The organism is Streptomyces sp. NBC_01235 (assembly GCF_035989285.1).
In the GTDB taxonomy this organism is placed as follows: Bacteria; Actinomycetota; Actinomycetes; order Streptomycetales; family Streptomycetaceae; genus Streptomyces.
In genome coordinates this window covers 3,699,044-3,715,782 of the sequence record NZ_CP108513.1, presented here as the reverse complement: position 1 = coordinate 3,715,782, position 16,739 = coordinate 3,699,044, and the positions used below count along the sequence as shown (strand labels likewise).

The following is a 16,739-nucleotide window of genomic DNA, read 5'->3' as shown; positions in this document are numbered from 1 at the left end:
ACTTGTGAACTCGTTTGTCAATTGTCAGTGGCTGTCACTAGCCTCGAGCGCATGACTAGTCAGACCACCGTCGACTCGACGGGTCCGGGGGGCAAGACGCCGGCGGACCCGTCGGACGGGTCGCCCGCCACGGGGCTGCGCGGCCACCCCTGGTTCACCCTGATCACCGTCGCCGTCGGCGTCATGATGGTGGCCCTCGACGGCACCATCGTGGCGATCGCCAACCCGGCCATCGCCAGCGACCTGGGCGCCACCTTCGCCGAGGTCCAGTGGATCACCAACGCGTACTTCCTCGCCCTCGCGGTCTCGCTGATCACCGCGGGCAAGCTCGGTGACCGCTTCGGCCACCGGCAGACGTTCCTGATAGGTGTCGTCGGCTTCGCCGCCGCCTCCGGAGCGATCGGCCTGTCCGACAGCATCGCGTTCGTCGTCACCTTCCGCGTCTTCCAGGGCCTGTTCGGCGCCCTGCTGATGCCGGCCGCGCTCGGTCTGCTGCGCGCGACCTTCCCGGCAGAGAAGCTCAACATGGCGATCGGCCTGTGGGGCATGGTCATCGGCGCCTCGACCGCCGGCGGCCCGATCCTGGGCGGCGTCCTCGTCGAGCACGTCAACTGGCAGTCGGTGTTCTTCATCAATGTGCCGGTCGGCGCCGTCGCGCTCGTCCTGGGCGTGCTGATCCTGCTCGACCACCGCGCCGAGAACGCCCCGCGCTCCTTCGACGTCCTCGGCATCGCCTTCCTCTCGGGCGCGATGTTCTGCCTGGTCTGGGCCCTCATCAAGGCCCCCACCTGGGGCTGGGGCGACGGCATGACGTGGGCGTTCATCGTCGGCTCAGCCGTCCTCTTCGCGGCCTTCGCCCTCTGGGAGACCAAGGTCAGGGAGCCGCTGATCCCGCTGGCGCTGTTCCGCTCGGTCCCGCTCTCGGCGGGCGTGGTCCTCATGGTCCTGATGGCGATCGCCTTCATGGGCGGCCTGTTCTTCGTGACGTTCTACCTCCAGAACGTGCACGGCATGAGCCCGATCGACGCGGGCCTGCACCTGCTCCCGCTCACCGGCATGATGATCGTCGGCTCCCCGGTCGCGGGCGCGCTGATCACCAAGCTCGGCCCGCGCATCCCGCTGGCCGGCGGCATGGCCGCCACCGCGATCGCCATGTACGGCATGTCCACGCTGGAGACGGACACCGGCAGCGCTGTCATGTCGGTCTGGTTCGCCCTGCTGGGCTTCGGCCTCGCACCGGTCATGGTCGGCGCGACGGAGGTCATCGTCGGCAACGCCCCGATGGAGCTGTCGGGCGTGGCGGGCGGACTTCAGCAGGCAGCCATGCAGATCGGCGGCAGCCTCGGTACGGCCGTGCTGGGTGCCGTGATGGCCTCCAAGGTGGACAGTGACCTGCCCGCCAACTGGACGGGCGCGGGCCTGCCCGAGCTCACCCCCGCCCAGCTGGACCAGGCCTCCGAGGCGGTCCAGGTCGGCGTGGCACCGGTGACGAAGGGGACGCCCGAGGTGATCGCCGCGAAGATCACGGACGTCGCCCACGACACGTTCATCTCCGGCATGAGTCTCGCGTCGCTGGTCGCGGCCGGGGTGGCGGTCGTCGCCGTGTTCGTCGCGCTGCTCACCAAGCGCGGCGAGAACGCGGAGGCGGGCGCGGGCGTCGGTCATATCTGACGGGACTTCAAGAACTTTCCCCTATCAGGGTGACAACGCTAAAGGTTCCTCGCGTCCGACCCGCGCCGCAGGTCACAGTTAGTCAAGCCCTCCGGATGGGAGGGCGGTCAGGGCCGCGGCGCGCTGCCGGAGGGGGACAGCGCGCCGCGGCCCTGACCGGTTTCGCGGGCATGAACCGCGTGCCGTGGGTACCCGGCCATCGAAACATCCCCGGAAACCGAGGAGTTGAGGATGGCCGGCTTCGGACACGGCACGCGCAGGTACCCCCGCTCACGTGGCCGCATGGGGTCACGGACCGGGCCGGATCGCGCGACGCTCGGCCTCGTCGGCCTCGTCTGTGCGGTCGCCGGGTTCTTCGCGCTGGGGATCGTCCTCGGCCCCGCGGCGATCGTCTGCGGCTGGCTGGCCATGGGCCGCACCTGGGCGGGCTCCCGCCCGGTACCGGCCCTGGTCGCCGTCGTCCTCGGCGCGATCGACACACTGCTGGCGATCATCTGGCTGGCGGGGGCCGCGGGCACGGGCAACGGGCTCTTGTAACACCGCGCTTCCACGCGGGGCAGCGGCGGACGGGTCAGGACTTGAGGGACCGCTCCTGCAACGCCGCGACCTCTGCCCGCAGTGCCCGTACCTCTTCCGTCAGGGCCAGGATCGCCTCCGTCTGGGCGCGTTCCTCGACGTCGTCCTTCTCGAAGCGCTCGATGAACCAGGCCGCGATGTTCGCGGTGACGACACCGAGCAACGCGATCCCGGACAGCATCAGACCCACGGCGATGATCCGGCCCAGCCCGGTGGTCGGTGAGTGGTCCCCGTACCCCACCGTCGTCATCGTCGTGAAGGACCACCACAACGCGTCACCCAGCGTGCGGATGTTCCCGTCCGGCGACTCCCGTTCCACCGACAGCACGGCGAGCGACCCGAACATCAGCAGCCCGACGACCGCCCCCACGACATACGTCGTCACCCGGATCTGCGAGGCCATCCGCGCCCGCCGCCCCACCAGCAGCAGCGTCGAGACCAGCCGCAACAGCTTGAGCTGCTGCACCATCGGCAGCACCACCGCGCACAGGTCCAGCCAGTGCGTACGGACGAACTGCCGTCGGTCGGGCGCCAGTACCAGCCGGACCACGTAGTCCGCGGCGAACGCGCCCCACACCACCCACTCGACCGTGGTGCAGAGGGCCGTCAGCGCGTGGTCCGCCGAGGTGTCCACGATCGGGACGGCGTAGGCGACGGCGAACACCACGGCGAGGGCGAGCAACGGCCGCTGGGTCCACAACTCCCACCGGCCCTGCGCCGATTGTTCTTGCATGTTCGTATCGTAAAGAACAAGTAAGGGCGGTGGGGTCATGAGCCCCACCGCCCCACCTGCGTGGTACTGGTACGCGCTACGCGTCGCCGCCCGCCGCGCCCGGGTCGGCCGCCGAGACGTCCAGCAGCTGGTACCGGTCGATGGCCTGCTTCAGCACCGAACGGTCGACCTTGCCCTCCCGCGCCAGCTCGGTCAGCACGCCGACCACCACCGACTGGGCGTCGATGTGGAAGAAGCGGCGGGCCGCGCCCCGGGTGTCCGCGAAGCCGAAGCCGTCCGCGCCCAGTGACTGGTACGTGCCCGGCACCCACCGCGCGATCTGGTCCGGCACCGACCGCATCCAGTCCGAGACGGCCACGAACGGCCCCTCGGCCGCGGACAGCTTCCGCGTCACGTACGGCACCCGCTGCTCCTCCTCCGGGTGCAGCAGGTTGTGCCGCTCGACCTCGACGGCCTCGCGCCGCAGCTCGTTCCAGGAGGTCGCCGACCAGACGTCGGCCTTGACGTTCCAGTCCTCGGCGAGGATCTTCTGCGCCTCGATCGCCCACGGGACGGCCACACCGGACGCGATGATCTGCGCCGGGATCTGGCCGGCCGTGCCCGCGCTGAAGCGGTGGATGCCCTTGAGGATGCCCTCGGCGTCCACGTTCTCGGGCTCGGCCGGGTGCTGGATCGGCTCGTTGTAGACGGTGAGGTAGTAGAAGACGTCCTCGCCGTGCGGATGCTCGGCCGAGCTGCCGTACATGCGGCGGAGCCCGTCCTGCACGATGTGCGCGATCTCGAAGCCGTAGGCCGGGTCGTAGGCGACACAGCCCGGGTTCGTCGAGGCGAGCAGCTGGGAGTGGCCGTCCGCGTGCTGGAGCCCCTCACCGGTCAGGGTCGTACGGCCGGCGGTCGCGCCCAGTACGAAACCGCGCGCCATCTGGTCGGCCATCTGCCAGAACTGGTCGCCGGTGCGCTGGAAACCGAACATCGAGTAGAAGACGTAGACCGGGATGAGCGGCTCGCCGTGCGTGGCGTACGCCGAGCCCGCCGCGATCAGCGACGCCGTACAGCCCGCCTCCGAGATGCCGTCGTGCAGCATCTGGCCGGTCGGCGACTCCTTGTAGGCGAGCAGGAGATCCCGGTCCACGGCCTCGTACTGCTGGCCGAGCGGGTTGTAGATCTTCGCACTCGGGAAGAAGGAGTCCATGCCGAACGTGCGGTACTCGTCCGGCGCGATCAGTACGAACCGCCTGCCGAGCTCCTTGTCCCGCATGAGGTCCTTGAGCAGCCGTACGAACGCCATGGTCGTGGCGATCGACTGCTGTCCCGAACCCTTCTTCACACTCGCGTACGTCTTGTCCTCCGGCAGTGCCAGCGGCTTCGAGCGGACGACGCGGGTCGGGACGTAGCCGCCGAGGCTCTTGCGGCGGTCGTGCATGTACTGGATCTCTTCCGAGTTCCGGCCCGGGTGGAAGTACGGCGGCGCGCCGGACTCCAGCTCCTTGTCGGAGATCGGCAGGTGCAGCCGGTCGCGGAAGCCCTTGAGGTCGGCGACCGTCAGCTTCTTCATCTGGTGCGTGGCGTTGCGGCCCTCGAAGTTCGGGCCCAGCGTCCAGCCCTTGACCGTCTTGGCCAGGATGACCGTCGGCTGGCCGGTCTGCTCCACGGCCGCCTTGAACGCCGCGTAGATCTTCCGGTGGTCGTGACCGCCGCGGCCCAGGTGCAGGATCTGGTCGTCGGTCATGCCCTCGACCATCGCGCGCAGCCGGTGGTCGTCGCCGAAGAAGTGGTCGCGGATGTACGAGCCGGACTCGGTGGCGTAGGTCTGGAACTGGCCGTCGGGCGTCGTGTTCATCCTGTTGACGAGAGTGCCGTCCCGGTCCTGCGCGAGCAGCGGGTCCCAGGAGCGGTCCCAGATCAGCTTGATCACGTTCCAGCCGGCGCCCCGGAACACCGACTCCAGCTCCTGGATGACCTTGCCGTTGCCGCGCACCGGCCCGTCCAGCCGCTGGAGGTTGCAGTTGACGACGAAGGTCAGGTTGTCCAGGCCCTCACGTGCGGCGATGGTCAGCTGGCCGAGCGACTCCGGCTCGTCCATCTCGCCGTCGCCGAGGAACGCCCACACGTGCGACTTCGACGTGTCGGCGATCCCGCGCGCGTGCATGTAGCGGTTCATCCGCGCCTGGTAGATCGCGCCGATCGGGCCGAGGCCCATCGACACCGTCGGGAACTCCCAGAAGTCCGGCATCAGACGCGGGTGCGGATACGAGGACAGACCGTGCGGCGCCTTGGACTTCTCCTGGCGGAACGCGTCCAGGTTGTCCTCGCTGAGGCGGTCGAGCAGGAACGCGCGCGCGTAGATGCCCGGGGAGGCGTGCCCCTGGAAGAAGACCTGGTCGCCGCCGTCGCCCTCGTCCTTGCCACGGAAGAAGTGGTTGAAGCCGACGTCGTAGAGGGACGCGGAGGAGGCGAAGGTGGCGATGTGGCCGCCCACGCCGATGCCCGGGCGCTGGGCCCTGGACACCATCACGGCCGCGTTCCAGCGGGTCGCGTTCAGGATCCGGCGCTCGATCTCCTCGTTGCCCGGGAAGAACGGCTCGGCCCTGGTGGGGATGGTGTTGACGTAGTCCGTGCTGCGCATCTCGGGCACGGCCACGCGCTTCTCGCGGGCCCGCTCGATCAGGCGCAGCATGAGGTAGCGGGCCCGCTCCCGGCCGCGCTCGTCGATCGCGGCGTCGAGGGAGTCGAGCCACTCCTGCGTTTCCTCGGGGTCGAAGTCAGGAACCTGACTCGGAAGGCCGCCAATGATGATCGGGTTGCGATCGGATCCGGAAGCCACGCTGTTCCTTACCTGTCAGAGGGCTGTGTGGGGCTGTGTGGGGCTGGGCGGGGGCTGTCGTTCTCGCCGATGTCTCGCTGGTTCTCCAGTACCTGCACCGCCCCCATCGTGTACCTAGGGGCCGCAAACGTCATCTCTACCCCTAGGTAACCGGTACCCGTTCGAATCTCGTACCCTTGGATGGTTCTCAAATACGCAAACAGGGCAGATGGGTGTGGCGTATGTCACGTTCCGTCTCGATCTCATGCCTGGAGTTGCGTCGACACGGCCAGGATCGTCACCGTTTCGGCGGTCCGAACCGCCGGGTACTTGCGCGATCCGTCCCGCCCGTGTGGACTACGGCCAATGCTGCGCGCACGCGCGTGGCTGAGTTTCCCCCAGGCCCTGGACGGGCCAGGGGGCACCCCCATCCGAATCATGATCAGGAGGCAACCCGTGAGCGCGACCGCGGACCACGCGGAGGAGCGGACGAGCCCTGCCGTCAGGCTGGGGTTCCAGCCCGAGCAGGTGGTCCAGGAGATCGGCTACGACGACGACGTCGACCAGGAGCTCCGCGAGTCCATCGAGGAAGTCATCGGCAGCGATCTGGTGGACGAGGACTACGACGACGTCGCCGACGCCGTAGTGCTCTGGTTCCGCGACGATGACGGAGACCTGACGGATGCGCTGGTGGACGCCACCACGTACATCGAAGAAGGCGGGTCGATCCTCCTCCTGACGCCGAAGACCGGCCGTACGGGATACGTGGAGCCCAGCGACATCTCCGAAGCCGCGACGACTGCGGGTCTGTCGGCCAGCAAGAGCGTCAGCGTGGGCAAGGACTGGAGCGGCAGTCGGCTGGTGACGCCCAAGGCCGCCAAGTCCAAGAAGTGACCTCGTCGAGGTAGTCCGGTCTCTGGTGCCGTGACAGGCGACGTCCGCCCCGTCGCGACGCCCGGCACGCTCCCCCACGGCCTCAAGGGCGTGGGGGTGCCCCCACTCGCCGCACCGGCCGAGGACCCGAGTACGTCCAGTACGAGGGCCTTCGGCCGGCACGGCGAGAGCACGCACCGGACGCCGCTCCTTCACGGGCAGACGTTGCCCGCCACGGCACCAGCCGGACGGGCCGACCGACTCCGGTCGGCCCGTCCGGCATCCGCCGTCCCGTCCGTCCCGTTCGCCGTCCCGTGGGGCCCGCTGCGTAGGGTGTTCTCACCCAGACAGCCCCATCCGAAGGGACATCCACGCGATGGCGATCCAGGTCGGCGACAAGGCCCCCGACTTCGAGCTCAAGGACAACCACGGTGCGACCGTGAAGCTCTCCGACTTCCGGGGCAGCAAGAACGTCGTCCTGCTCTTCTACCCCTTCGCCTTCACCGGCGTCTGCACCGGTGAGCTGTGCGAGGTGCGCGACAACCTGCCGAAGTTCTCCGACCGCGACACCCAGGTGCTCGCCGTCTCCAACGATTCCATCCACACCCTGCGTGTCTTCGCCGAGCAGGAGGGCCTGGAGTACCCGCTGCTGAGCGACTTCTGGCCGCACGGCGAGGTCTCCCGCGCCTACGGCGTCTTCGCCGAGGACAAGGGCTGCGCGGTGCGCGGCACCTTCGTCATCGACAAGGAGGGCGTCGTGCGCTGGACGGTCGTCAACGCGCTGCCGGACGCGCGTGACCTCGGCGAGTACGTCACGGCTCTCGACACCCTCTGATCCCGGCCGGTCCCGCCCCCCGGGCCGGTCCGGTGCCGACACCTGTGATTCTTCGGCTCCAAGGCCTGCGTGGGGCGGGAACCCGTCACTAGGATCGAATCGTTGATCCGATATCCAACGCACCACGGGGCTCCCCGCCCCAGGACACCAATGGAGGACTCGTGGGAGTCAGCCTCAGCAAGGGCGGCAACGTATCGCTGACCAAGGAGGCCCCGGGCCTGACCGCGGTCATCGTCGGTCTGGGGTGGGACGTCCGCACCACGACCGGCACCGACTTCGACCTGGACGCCAGCGCGCTGCTGCTGAACAACGCCGGCAAGGTCGGCAGCGACGCCAACTTCGTCTTCTTCAACAACCTCAAGAGCCCCGACGGCTCGGTCGAGCACACCGGTGACAACACCACCGGTGAGGGCGAGGGCGACGACGAGGCGATCAAGGTCGACCTCGCCACCGTCCCGGCCGACGTCGAGAAGATCGTCTTCCCGGTGTCGATCTACGACGCCGAGAACCGGCAGCAGTCCTTCGGCCAGGTCCGCAACGCGTTCATCCGCGTCGTGAACCAGGCCGGCGGCGCCGAGATCGCCCGCTACGACCTGAGCGAGGACGCGTCGACCGAGACCGCGATGGTCTTCGGCGAGCTCTACCGGCACGGCGCGGAGTGGAAGTTCCGTGCCATCGGCCAGGGCTACGCGTCGGGTCTGCGCGGCATCGCGCAGGACTTCGGCGTCAACGTCTGAGTCACCGAGAGGTCTGACCGTCCGGCGCCGCACCGTTTACGGGCGGCGCCGGACGTGCAGGACAACCGAAGAAGCAGTACCTAGGGGAGGACAGCAATGGGCGTCACGCTCGCCAAGGGAGGCAACGTCTCCCTGTCCAAGGCCGCGCCGAACCTCACTCAGGTGATGGTCGGACTCGGCTGGGACGCGCGCTCCACCACCGGAGCCCCCTTCGACCTGGACGCCAGCGCGCTGCTGTGCGACAGCGGGCGGGTGATGGGGGACGAGTGGTTCGTCTTCTACAACCAGCTCAAGAGCCCGGACGGCTCGGTGGAGCACACCGGCGACAACCTCACCGGCGAGGGCGAGGGCGACGACGAGTCGCTCCTGGTCGACCTCTCCAAGGTGCCGGACCGGTGCGACAAGATCGTCTTCCCGGTCTCCATCCACATGGCGGACGAGCGCGGCCAGACCTTCGGCCAGGTCTCCAACGCGTTCATCCGCGTCGTCAACCAGGCCGACGGCCAGGAACTCGCCCGCTACGACCTCAGTGAGGACGCGTCGACCGAGACCGCGATGATCTTCGGCGAGCTCTACCGGTACGGGGGCGAGTGGAAGTTCAGGGCCGTGGGTCAGGGGTACGCGTCGGGGCTGCGAGGCATCGCCCTGGACTTCGGCGTCAACGTCTCCTAGTCGGCCCAGGACCTCCCCGCGAGCGCTGCTACCGGCTGGTATGGGGGTGCCGGTACCCACCGGGGCAGTCGCCTCTAGACTTGCTCCGCTAGGTCAACTTTTTGTAAAGCCGAGTACGGCGCGGGGGAGACCCGTACATACAGGATTGGGTAGCCAGTGCTTCTGAAAACTTTCGGCTGGTCGTTCGCGGTCACCGCGCTCGGCCTGGTCGCCGCAGTGCTCTACGACGGATGGACCGCCCTCGGCATCGTGGCGATCCTCTCCGTCCTCGAGATCTCGCTGTCGTTCGACAACGCGGTGGTCAACGCCGGAATCCTGAAGAAGATGAATGCCTTCTGGCAGAAGATCTTCCTCACCGTCGGTGTCCTCATCGCCGTCTTCGGTATGCGGCTGGTCTTCCCCGTCGTCATCGTGGCGATCAGCGCCAAGATCGGTCCGATCGACGCCGTCGATCTCGCGCTGAACGACAAGGACCAGTACCAGCAACTGGTCACCGACGCCCACCCGGCGATCGCCGCCTTCGGTGGCATGTTCCTGCTGATGATCTTCCTCGACTTCATCTTCGAGGACCGTGACATCCAGTGGCTGCGCTGGATCGAGCGCCCGCTGGCCAAGCTCGGCAAGGTCGACATGCTGTCGGTCTGCATCGCCCTGACCGTCCTGCTGATCACCTCCTTCACCTTCGCCACCCACGCCCACCAGCACGGCGGCGCGCACGTCGACAAGGCGCAGACGGTGCTGATCTCCGGCATCGCAGGCCTGATCACGTACATGGTCGTCGGCGGTCTCTCCGGCTACTTCGAGGACAGGCTCGAGGAAGAGGAGGAACGGGAGCACGAGGAGGAGGAAGAGGCGGTGCGCAGCGGCAAGCAGCGCTCGCCGGTCGTGCTGGCCGGCCAGGCCGCGTTCTTCATGTTCCTCTACCTCGAGGTCCTCGACGCGTCCTTCTCCTTCGACGGCGTGATCGGCGCGTTCGCCATCACCAACGACATCGTGCTCATGGCGCTGGGTCTCGGCATCGGCGCCATGTACGTCCGTTCGCTGACCGTGTACCTGGTCCGCCAGGGCACCCTCGACGACTACGTCTACCTGGAGCACGGCGCCCACTACGCGATCGGCGCGCTGGCCGTGATCCTCATGGTCACCATCCAGTACCAGATCAACGAGGTCATCACCGGTCTCGTCGGCGTCGTCCTGATCGCCTGGTCCTTCTGGTCCTCCGTGCGCCGCAACAAGGCACTCGCGGCCGCCGAGGGAAAAGCCGAGGGCTCGGACGAGAAGACTGAGGTCTCGTCCGGGGTGTGATCACCTTCCCAGTGAGGAACGCTCTGTGCGGGGCGGCCGGTGAGGAAACTGTCCTCCACGGCCGCCCCGCCGGTCTTCGTGGCGAACGGTGTGGAGGTGGGGGCGGGAATGGGCTTCTTCGACGGGCTTCTGGGCAGCCGTACGGCCGAGTTCGACTCGGGCAGCGCGGCCAGCAACGCGATCGAGCTGACCAAACGGCATCATCAGGTCTCCCTCACCAAGCAGGGCGCGGCCACCGGGAACCTGCGCGTCAACCTGACCTGGCGGATGCGGACGTCCGACATCGGCGGGCCGCAGCGGGAGAGCCTGCTGCGGCACCCCTTCAAGGCGCTGCGTCCCCCGGAGGTCATAGGACACAGCCAGAGCATGGTGAACGTCGACCTCGACCTCGGCTGCCTGTACGAGCTGGCCGACGGGACGAAGGGCGTCGTGCAACCCCTGGGCGGGCTGCTGGGGGACGTGAACGCGGCGCCGTACGTGAAGCTGAGCGGCGACGACCGGTTCGGGTCGGCGTCCGGCGAGACGATGTACGTCAACCTCGACCACCGGGACGAGATCAAGCGGCTGCTGGTCTTCGTCTACATCTACGACCAGACGCCGGCGTTCGACCGGACCCACGCGATCGTCACGCTGTACCCGAGCAACGGCCCGCGGATCGAGATAGGCCTCGACGAACGGCATCCGCAGGCCCGGTCCTGTGCGGTGGTGATGATCGAGAACGTGAAGGGGGAGCTGATCGTGCGGCGCGAGGTGCGGTTCGTGTACGGGTTCCAGGCGGAGCTGGACCGGTTGTACGGGTGGGGGTTGCAGTGGGGGCGGGGTTATAAGACGAAGGTGGAGAAGTAGCCGCCCCTGGTGACCTCACCGCCCGATGAATTGGGGCCCCTGCGGCGGTAGCCGGAAGGAGCCGTCCGGGTAGCCGTAGCCGTAGGTCGGGAGGTTGGCCGGGTAGCCGTAGGCCGGTTGCTGCTGGGGGACCGCCGAGGTCGGCTGTTCGGGGGGCAGGGGCTGGGAGAGGCTCGGGGTCGACTGGGCGGGGGCCGGGTCGGACGCCTCCTCCGACTCGTCCACCGAGATGCCGAAGTCGGTGGCCAGGCCCTTGAGGCCGTTGGAGTAACCCTCGCCCAGGGCGCGGAACTTCCAGCCGTCGCCGCGCCGGTACAGCTCGCCGCAGATCAGGGCCGTCTCCTCGCCCGTCTCGGGGCGGATGTCGAACGTGGCCAGCGGCTCGCCCTCGCTCGTCGCGTCGTACAGCAGAATGCTGAGGGAACGTACGCGGTCGAACGTGACCCCGTCCGCCGAAGCGACCAGCAGAATCTGACCGACGCCGGACTCGACGCCGGAGAGATCTGTCTGGATGGTGTCGGTAAGGCCTTCGGCGACCCGCTTCTTGCCGAGCCGCCACACCTTTCCGGAAGGATGCCGGGGCTGGTTGTAGAAAACGAAGTCCTCGTCGGAGCGCACACGACCGTCGAGGCCGAGGAGCAGCGCCGAGGCGTCGACGTCCGGGACCCCCTGCCCGGAGGTCCAGCGCAGCACGGCGCGTACCGTGGTGGTATTCAGCGGGACGTTCGACCCCTTCAGCATCGCGTGCGTCATGCGGTCATCCTGCCTTCTCGGTCCTGCTCACGACAACGCGGGGTGCATGGCGAGTCCGGACAGGTCTCACGGGCGAGTTACCTGAAGTTCATGCCCTGCGGGAACCCCCGACATGGATCCCTACGTACTATTACCGGCCACCTCTTGCCGAATCCACAGAGTCACCTTGCATCACGGGGGAGTTTTATGCGTCATTTCGGGCACCTCGCCCCTGAGGTGCGGCAGCGCCTCTTTCACCGGGAGCCGTGCGGCTTCGACCGCGACTCGCCGGCCAGACTGCTCTCCGCCGCCCTGGGCGCCACGCTCTACAGCCCGGCCACCCGGCCCCGCCTGGCGGACGACATCGTCAAGCAGACCGGGCGCGGCGTGGTGTCGATGGTGCTGTGTCTGGAGGACTCCATCGGCGACGAGGACGTCGTGGCCGGCGAGGAGAACCTCGTCCGGCAGTTCGCCGACCTGGCGGCGCGTACCGACGTGGAGCCGCCGCTGCTCTTCATCCGGGTGCGGACGCCCGAGCAGATCCCCGACCTGGTGCGTCGTCTCGGGGCCACCGCGGAACTGCTGAGCGGGTTCGTGTTCCCGAAGTTCACCGAGGAACGGGGCATCCCCTTCCTGGAGGCGCTGGCGGGCGCCGAGGTGGCGAGCGGACGCCGGCTGTTCGGCATGCCCGTGCTGGAGACGCCCGAGCTGATGTACCGCGAGTCCCGGGTGGACGCCCTGGAGGGCATCGCCCGCGCCGTCGAGAAGTACCGCAGCCGGGTCCTCGCGCTGCGCCTCGGCGTGACCGACTTCTGCTCGTCCTACGGCCTGCGCCGCGCGCCCGACATGACCGCCTACGACGTCCAGATCGTCGCCTCCGTGATCGCCGACGTGGTGAACATGCTGGGCCGGGCCGACGGCACCGGGTTCACGGTGACCGGGCCGGTGTGGGAGTACTTCCGGGTCCCCGAGCGCATGTTCAAGCCGATGCTGCGGCACAGCCCCTTCCTGGAGGGGCAGGCCGTGGAGCTGCGCGAGAGACTGATCGAGCACGCGATGGACGGGCTGCTGCGCGAGATCTCCCTCGACCACGCCAACGGCCTGCTGGGCAAGACCTGCATCCACCCCTCGCACGTGCCGGCGGTGCACGCGCTGTCCGTCGTCAGTCACGAGGAGTACGGCGACGCGACGGACATCCTGCGGCCGGAACGCGGCGGCGGGGGTGTGCTGCGGTCGCAGTACACGAACAAGATGAACGAGGTGAAGCCGCACCGCGCCTGGGCCGAGCGCACGATGCTCCGCGCGGAGGTCTTCGGCGTCGCGCACGAGGACGTCAGCTTCGTCGACCTGCTCGCCGCCGGCATACCCGGCTGAACCTCCACCTGACTCACAAGGGACGCATGAACAAGGCAGTGAACAACGGGGACGGCGGGGACAGCCGGATCTGGTCCGGCACCTGGGTCGCCGAGCGGCTCGGTGTCGAGCTCGTGGGCGACGACACGCTGACGGACATGCTGGGGCTGGCCCTGCGCCGCAACCCCAAGCGGGCGCATCTGCTGGTGTCCAACGTGCTGGGCAAGCACGTCCCGCAGTCCCCGTCCGTCGTGCACGGCCACGGGTTCGCGCTGGGCCGCCGGGTGCGTGACCTGCTCGGCGCCGAGGAGACGGCCGAGGCGGTCGTCCTGGGCTACGCGGAGACCGCCACCGGCCTCGGCCACTCCGTCGCCGACGGCCTCGGCACCGCCCCCTACCTGCACTCCACGCGCCGCCCGGTCGCGGGCGTCACGGCGGCGGGCGGCTTCGAGGAGTCCCACTCCCACGCCACCTCCCACCTGCTGCTGCCGGAAGATCCGGCGCTGCTGGCCGGGGACGGGCCGCTGGTCCTGGTCGACGACGAGTTCTCGACCGGCAACACCGTCCTGAACACGATTCGGGATCTTCACGAGCGGTATCCGAGGCGGCGGTACGTCGTCGTCGCCCTCGTCGACATGCGCTCGCCCGCCGACGCGGGCCGCCTCGCGGACTTCGCCCGCGAGATCGACGCCCGCGTCGACCTGGTGGCGGCGGCCTCGGGAACCGTACGGCTCCCGGAGGGGGTGCTGGAGAAGGGGCAGGAGTTGGTGGCGCGGTACGAGTCCGAGGGTGCCGCCGGCGGTAATCCGTCCTCTGCGGGTTCGTGGGGGCTGGTCGCGCCCCGCGACGGAGCCGCAGGTCGACACAGCCCCGAGCCCCCGAAGAAGGGCGTTGCAGGGGCCGTGTCCGAGCAGGCGGCGGTTCCAGCCCAGGGCATCGCAGCCGACGCGAGGTCCACCCCCCTGGGGGCGCGGGGCTGTGGTGAATCTGCGGCTGCCGCCGCGCGGTCGCGACCAGCCACAGCGCACCCACACCCGGACGACGAGCGCACCCGGCAGACGCGGCCCCTCGGCCACATCACCCGCGTCGATCTGGTCTGGCCCCGCGGGCTGCCGGACGGCGGCCGGCACGGGTTCACGCCCGCGCACCGCACCCGCCTCGAATCCGCCCTCCCCGCCATGGCAGCCCGCCTCGCTCAGACGCTCCCCGCCGAGGCGCGCAGCGTCCTCGTGCTCGGCTTCGAGGAGCTGATGTACACGCCCCTCCGCCTCGCCCAGCAGCTGGAGCGGAGCGTTCCCGCCGAGGTGCGCTACTCGACCACCACCCGCTCACCCGTCCTCGCGGTCGACGACCCCGGCTACGCGATACGCAGCCGCATCGTTTTCCCCGCGCACGACGACCCGGCCGACGGCCCCGGCGAGCGCTACGCCTACAACGTCGCGGGCGGCCGCTTCGACGCCGTCGTCGCCGTCGTGGACTCCGTGGCCGACACCGCCTCCCTGCACGCTCCCGGCGGGCTCCTCGCCCGGCTCGCCGCGCACACCCCGCACGTCCTGCTCGCGGTCGTCCCGAGCTACGTCCCCGAGCCGCCGTCCGTCCCCGAAAGGCCCGCCATGCTGTCCGAGCCCCTCCGCGGCCCCGCCTTCTCCTCGTACGCGCCCGAGGAGGTCGGCTGGCTGCTCCAGGACCTCTCGGACGTGACGCTGGAGGCGCCGACCGAGGAGCGGGAGGAGGCCATCCAGAGCGGCGGCGCGCACTACGCCGAGTCGCTGCCCGTCGAGTACCAGCCCAGTGAGCAGTACCAGGAGCTGTTCCACGCGGCTCTGGAGACCTCGGCGGCGCGGATCGCGCAGGCCGTGGGCGTCGTCACGGAGACCGTGCTCGCGGAGCGGTCGCCGCGGCCCGTCCTCGTCTCGCTCGCCCGGGCCGGCACCCCGGTGGGCGTGCTGATGCGGCGCTGGGCGCGGTTCCGGCACGGCCTCGACGTGCCGCACTACGCCGTGTCGATCGTGCGCGGCCGGGGGATCGACGCCAACGCGCTGCGCTGGCTGGCCGCCCATCACGACCCGCGTGACGTCGTCTTCGTCGACGGCTGGACCGGCAAGGGCGCGATCACCCGGGAACTGGCCGCGGCCATCGAGGAGTTCGAGGCGGGCGGCGGTGCGGCCGGCTTCGAGGCGGAGATCGCGGTGCTGGCCGACCCGGGCTCGTGCGTGCGGACGTACGGCACCCGCGAGGACTTCCTGATCCCGTCCGCCTGCCTCAACTCGACCGTCTCGGGGCTCATCTCCCGGACCGTCCTGCGCGCCGACCTCGTCGGGCCGGACGACTTCCACGGCGCGAAGTTCTACCGCGAACTCGCCGGCACGGACGTCTCGGTCGTCTTCCTGGACGCCGTCGCCGCCCGCTTCCCGGAGGTCGCGGACGCCGTCGACGGCGCGGCGAAGGAGCTCCTCGCCAGTGACCGCACCCCGAGCTGGGAGGGCTGGGCCGCCGTCGAGCGGATCAGCGAGGAGTACGGCATCCACGATGTGAACCTGGTCAAGCCCGGCGTCGGCGAGACCACCCGGGTGCTGCTGCGCCGGGTGCCCTGGAAGATCCTCGCGCAGGCCGGGGCGGGCGCCGACCTGGACCACGTACGGCTGCTCGCGGGGCAGCGCGGGGTGCCCGTCGAGGAGGTGGACGACCTGCCGTACACCTGCGTGGGGCTGATCCACCCGCAGTTCACGCGCGGGGCGACCGGCGCCGACGGCAAGGCGGTGGCGGTCTGATGCCGGTTCTGGTGGCGAGCGACCTCGACCGTACGCTCATCTACTCGGCGGCCGCCCTGGCGCTGACCATGCCGGATGCCCGGGCGCCGCGCCTGCTGTGCGTGGAGGTCCACGAGGCGAGGCCGCTGTCGTTCATGACCGAGACGGCGGCGCAGCTGCTCACCGACCTCGGCGACACGGCGGTGTTCGTGCCGACGACCACCCGGACGCGCAAGCAGTACCAGCGCATCAACCTCCCCGGCCCGCCGCCGAAGTACGCGATCTGCGCGAACGGCGGCCATGTCCTCGTCGACGGGGCGACCGACCACGACTGGCACGCGAGCGTGCTCGCCCGGCTGGCCGACGAGTGCGCGCCGCTCGCGGAGGTGCAGGAGTACCTGACGAAGACGGCGGACCCGCTCTGGCTGCGCAAGCAGCGCATCGCCGAGGACCTGTTCGCCTACCTCGTCGTGGAGCGCGAGCTGCTGCCCGAGGAGTGGGTGAAGGAGCTCGCGGCCTGGGCCGAGAACCGCGGCTGGACCGTGTCGCTCCAGGGCCGCAAGATCTACGCCGTGCCGAAGCCGCTCACCAAGAGCGCGGCCGTGCGCGAGGTGGCCCGCCGCACCGGCGCCGAACTGACGCTGGCCGCGGGCGACTCGCTGCTCGACGCCGACCTGCTGCTGGCCGCCGACCGGGGCTGGCGCCCCGGGCACGGCGAGCTGGCCGACACGGCCTGGACGGCCCCGGAGATCACCGCCCTGCCCGAGCGGGGCGTGCTGGCCGGCGAGCGCATCCTGCGGGAGTTCCTGAAGAACTCCTGAGAATCGCCGTGGCGGCCGACCGCCGGCGGCTG

General features: G+C 69.6%; 14 protein-coding genes. 11 read left to right on the top strand and 3 right to left on the bottom strand.

Annotated elements, in window-relative coordinates:
* The first annotated feature begins 51 nt into the window (after window positions 1–51).
* On the top strand, window positions 52–1,671 hold the full coding sequence (locus tag OG289_RS16275; protein ID WP_327314738.1) for an MFS transporter: 1,620 nt from the start codon (window positions 52–54) through the stop codon (window positions 1,669–1,671).
* Between the two features lie 231 nt (window positions 1,672–1,902).
* Window positions 1,903–2,208 carry a small hydrophobic protein gene (locus OG289_RS16270; protein ID WP_327314737.1) on the top strand — a complete coding sequence of 102 codons (306 nt, stop codon included), beginning with the start codon at window positions 1,903–1,905 and terminating at the stop codon, window positions 2,206–2,208.
* 34 nt (window positions 2,209–2,242) lie between these two features.
* Here the strand turns inward: OG289_RS16270 and OG289_RS16265 are convergent, their stop codons facing one another.
* On the bottom strand, window positions 2,243–2,980 hold the full coding sequence (locus OG289_RS16265; protein WP_327314736.1) for a potassium channel family protein: 738 nt from the start codon (window positions 2,978–2,980) through the stop codon (window positions 2,243–2,245).
* Window positions 2,981–3,056: 76 nt separating this feature from the next.
* Window positions 3,057–5,804, bottom strand: coding sequence for a pyruvate dehydrogenase (acetyl-transferring), homodimeric type (gene aceE, locus OG289_RS16260; protein ID WP_327314735.1), 2,748 nt, complete (start codon window positions 5,802–5,804; stop codon window positions 3,057–3,059).
* Between the two features lie 435 nt (window positions 5,805–6,239).
* Here aceE and OG289_RS16255 point away from each other — a divergent pair, with 435 nt between their 5' ends.
* From OG289_RS16255 to OG289_RS16230, 6 genes are all read left to right on the top strand, one after another.
* Window positions 6,240–6,677, top strand: a complete 438-nt coding sequence (locus OG289_RS16255) for a DUF3052 domain-containing protein (protein WP_057583034.1) — start codon at window positions 6,240–6,242, stop codon at window positions 6,675–6,677.
* Window positions 6,678–7,032: 355 nt separating this feature from the next.
* On the top strand, window positions 7,033–7,491 hold the full coding sequence (locus tag OG289_RS16250; protein ID WP_327314734.1) for a peroxiredoxin: 459 nt from the start codon (window positions 7,033–7,035) through the stop codon (window positions 7,489–7,491).
* 161 nt (window positions 7,492–7,652) lie between these two features.
* Window positions 7,653–8,228: a TerD family protein gene (locus OG289_RS16245; protein ID WP_327314733.1), complete on the top strand. Its 576-nt coding sequence runs from the start codon at window positions 7,653–7,655 to the stop codon at window positions 8,226–8,228.
* A 96-nt stretch (window positions 8,229–8,324) separates the two neighbouring features.
* Window positions 8,325–8,900, top strand: coding sequence for a TerD family protein (locus tag OG289_RS16240; RefSeq protein WP_327314732.1), 576 nt, complete (start codon window positions 8,325–8,327; stop codon window positions 8,898–8,900).
* A 156-nt stretch (window positions 8,901–9,056) separates the two neighbouring features.
* Window positions 9,057–10,205 carry a DUF475 domain-containing protein gene (locus tag OG289_RS16235; protein ID WP_327314731.1) on the top strand — a complete coding sequence of 383 codons (1,149 nt, stop codon included), beginning with the start codon at window positions 9,057–9,059 and terminating at the stop codon, window positions 10,203–10,205.
* 108 nt (window positions 10,206–10,313) lie between these two features.
* Window positions 10,314–11,051 carry a TerD family protein gene (locus tag OG289_RS16230; RefSeq protein ID WP_327320698.1) on the top strand — a complete coding sequence of 246 codons (738 nt, stop codon included), beginning with the start codon at window positions 10,314–10,316 and terminating at the stop codon, window positions 11,049–11,051.
* Window positions 11,052–11,066: 15 nt separating this feature from the next.
* On the opposite strand, the gene OG289_RS16225 is transcribed toward OG289_RS16230, so the two are convergent.
* Entirely contained in the window at window positions 11,067–11,804 is a 738-nt protein-coding gene (locus OG289_RS16225) for a TerD family protein (protein WP_327314730.1), read from the bottom strand.
* Between the two features lie 186 nt (window positions 11,805–11,990).
* Here OG289_RS16225 and OG289_RS16220 point away from each other — a divergent pair, with 186 nt between their 5' ends.
* From OG289_RS16220 to OG289_RS16210, 3 genes are read left to right on the top strand one after another with little or no spacing between them, the layout of a single operon-like run.
* A complete protein-coding gene (locus OG289_RS16220; RefSeq protein ID WP_327314729.1) occupies window positions 11,991–13,157 on the top strand; it encodes an HpcH/HpaI aldolase/citrate lyase family protein in 1,167 nt (388 codons plus the stop codon).
* A 26-nt stretch (window positions 13,158–13,183) separates the two neighbouring features.
* Window positions 13,184–15,907 carry a phosphoribosyltransferase gene (locus OG289_RS16215; protein ID WP_327314728.1) on the top strand — a complete coding sequence of 908 codons (2,724 nt, stop codon included), beginning with the start codon at window positions 13,184–13,186 and terminating at the stop codon, window positions 15,905–15,907.
* On the top strand, window positions 15,907–16,707 hold the full coding sequence (locus tag OG289_RS16210) for an HAD family hydrolase (RefSeq protein ID WP_327314727.1): 801 nt from the start codon (window positions 15,907–15,909) through the stop codon (window positions 16,705–16,707). Before OG289_RS16215 ends, OG289_RS16210 begins: the two co-directional genes overlap by 1 nt.
* Window positions 16,708–16,739 lie beyond the last annotated feature (32 nt).

Coding starts and splice junctions, on each gene's coding strand:
- OG289_RS16275 (WP_327314738.1), top strand. CDS start 52: ATGACTAGTCAGACCACCGTCGACTCGACGGGTCCGGGGGGCAAGACG.
- OG289_RS16270 (WP_327314737.1), top strand. CDS start 1,903: ATGGCCGGCTTCGGACACGGCACGCGCAGGTACCCCCGCTCACGTGGC.
- OG289_RS16265 (WP_327314736.1), bottom strand. CDS start 2,980: ATGCAAGAACAATCGGCGCAGGGCCGGTGGGAGTTGTGGACCCAGCGG.
- OG289_RS16250 (WP_327314734.1), top strand. CDS start 7,033: ATGGCGATCCAGGTCGGCGACAAGGCCCCCGACTTCGAGCTCAAGGAC.
- OG289_RS16240 (WP_327314732.1), top strand. CDS start 8,325: ATGGGCGTCACGCTCGCCAAGGGAGGCAACGTCTCCCTGTCCAAGGCC.
- OG289_RS16230 (WP_327320698.1), top strand. CDS start 10,314: ATGGGCTTCTTCGACGGGCTTCTGGGCAGCCGTACGGCCGAGTTCGAC.
- OG289_RS16225 (WP_327314730.1), bottom strand. CDS start 11,804: ATGACGCACGCGATGCTGAAGGGGTCGAACGTCCCGCTGAATACCACC.
- OG289_RS16220 (WP_327314729.1), top strand. CDS start 11,991: ATGCGTCATTTCGGGCACCTCGCCCCTGAGGTGCGGCAGCGCCTCTTT.
- OG289_RS16215 (WP_327314728.1), top strand. CDS start 13,184: ATGAACAAGGCAGTGAACAACGGGGACGGCGGGGACAGCCGGATCTGG.
- OG289_RS16210 (WP_327314727.1), top strand. CDS start 15,907: ATGCCGGTTCTGGTGGCGAGCGACCTCGACCGTACGCTCATCTACTCG.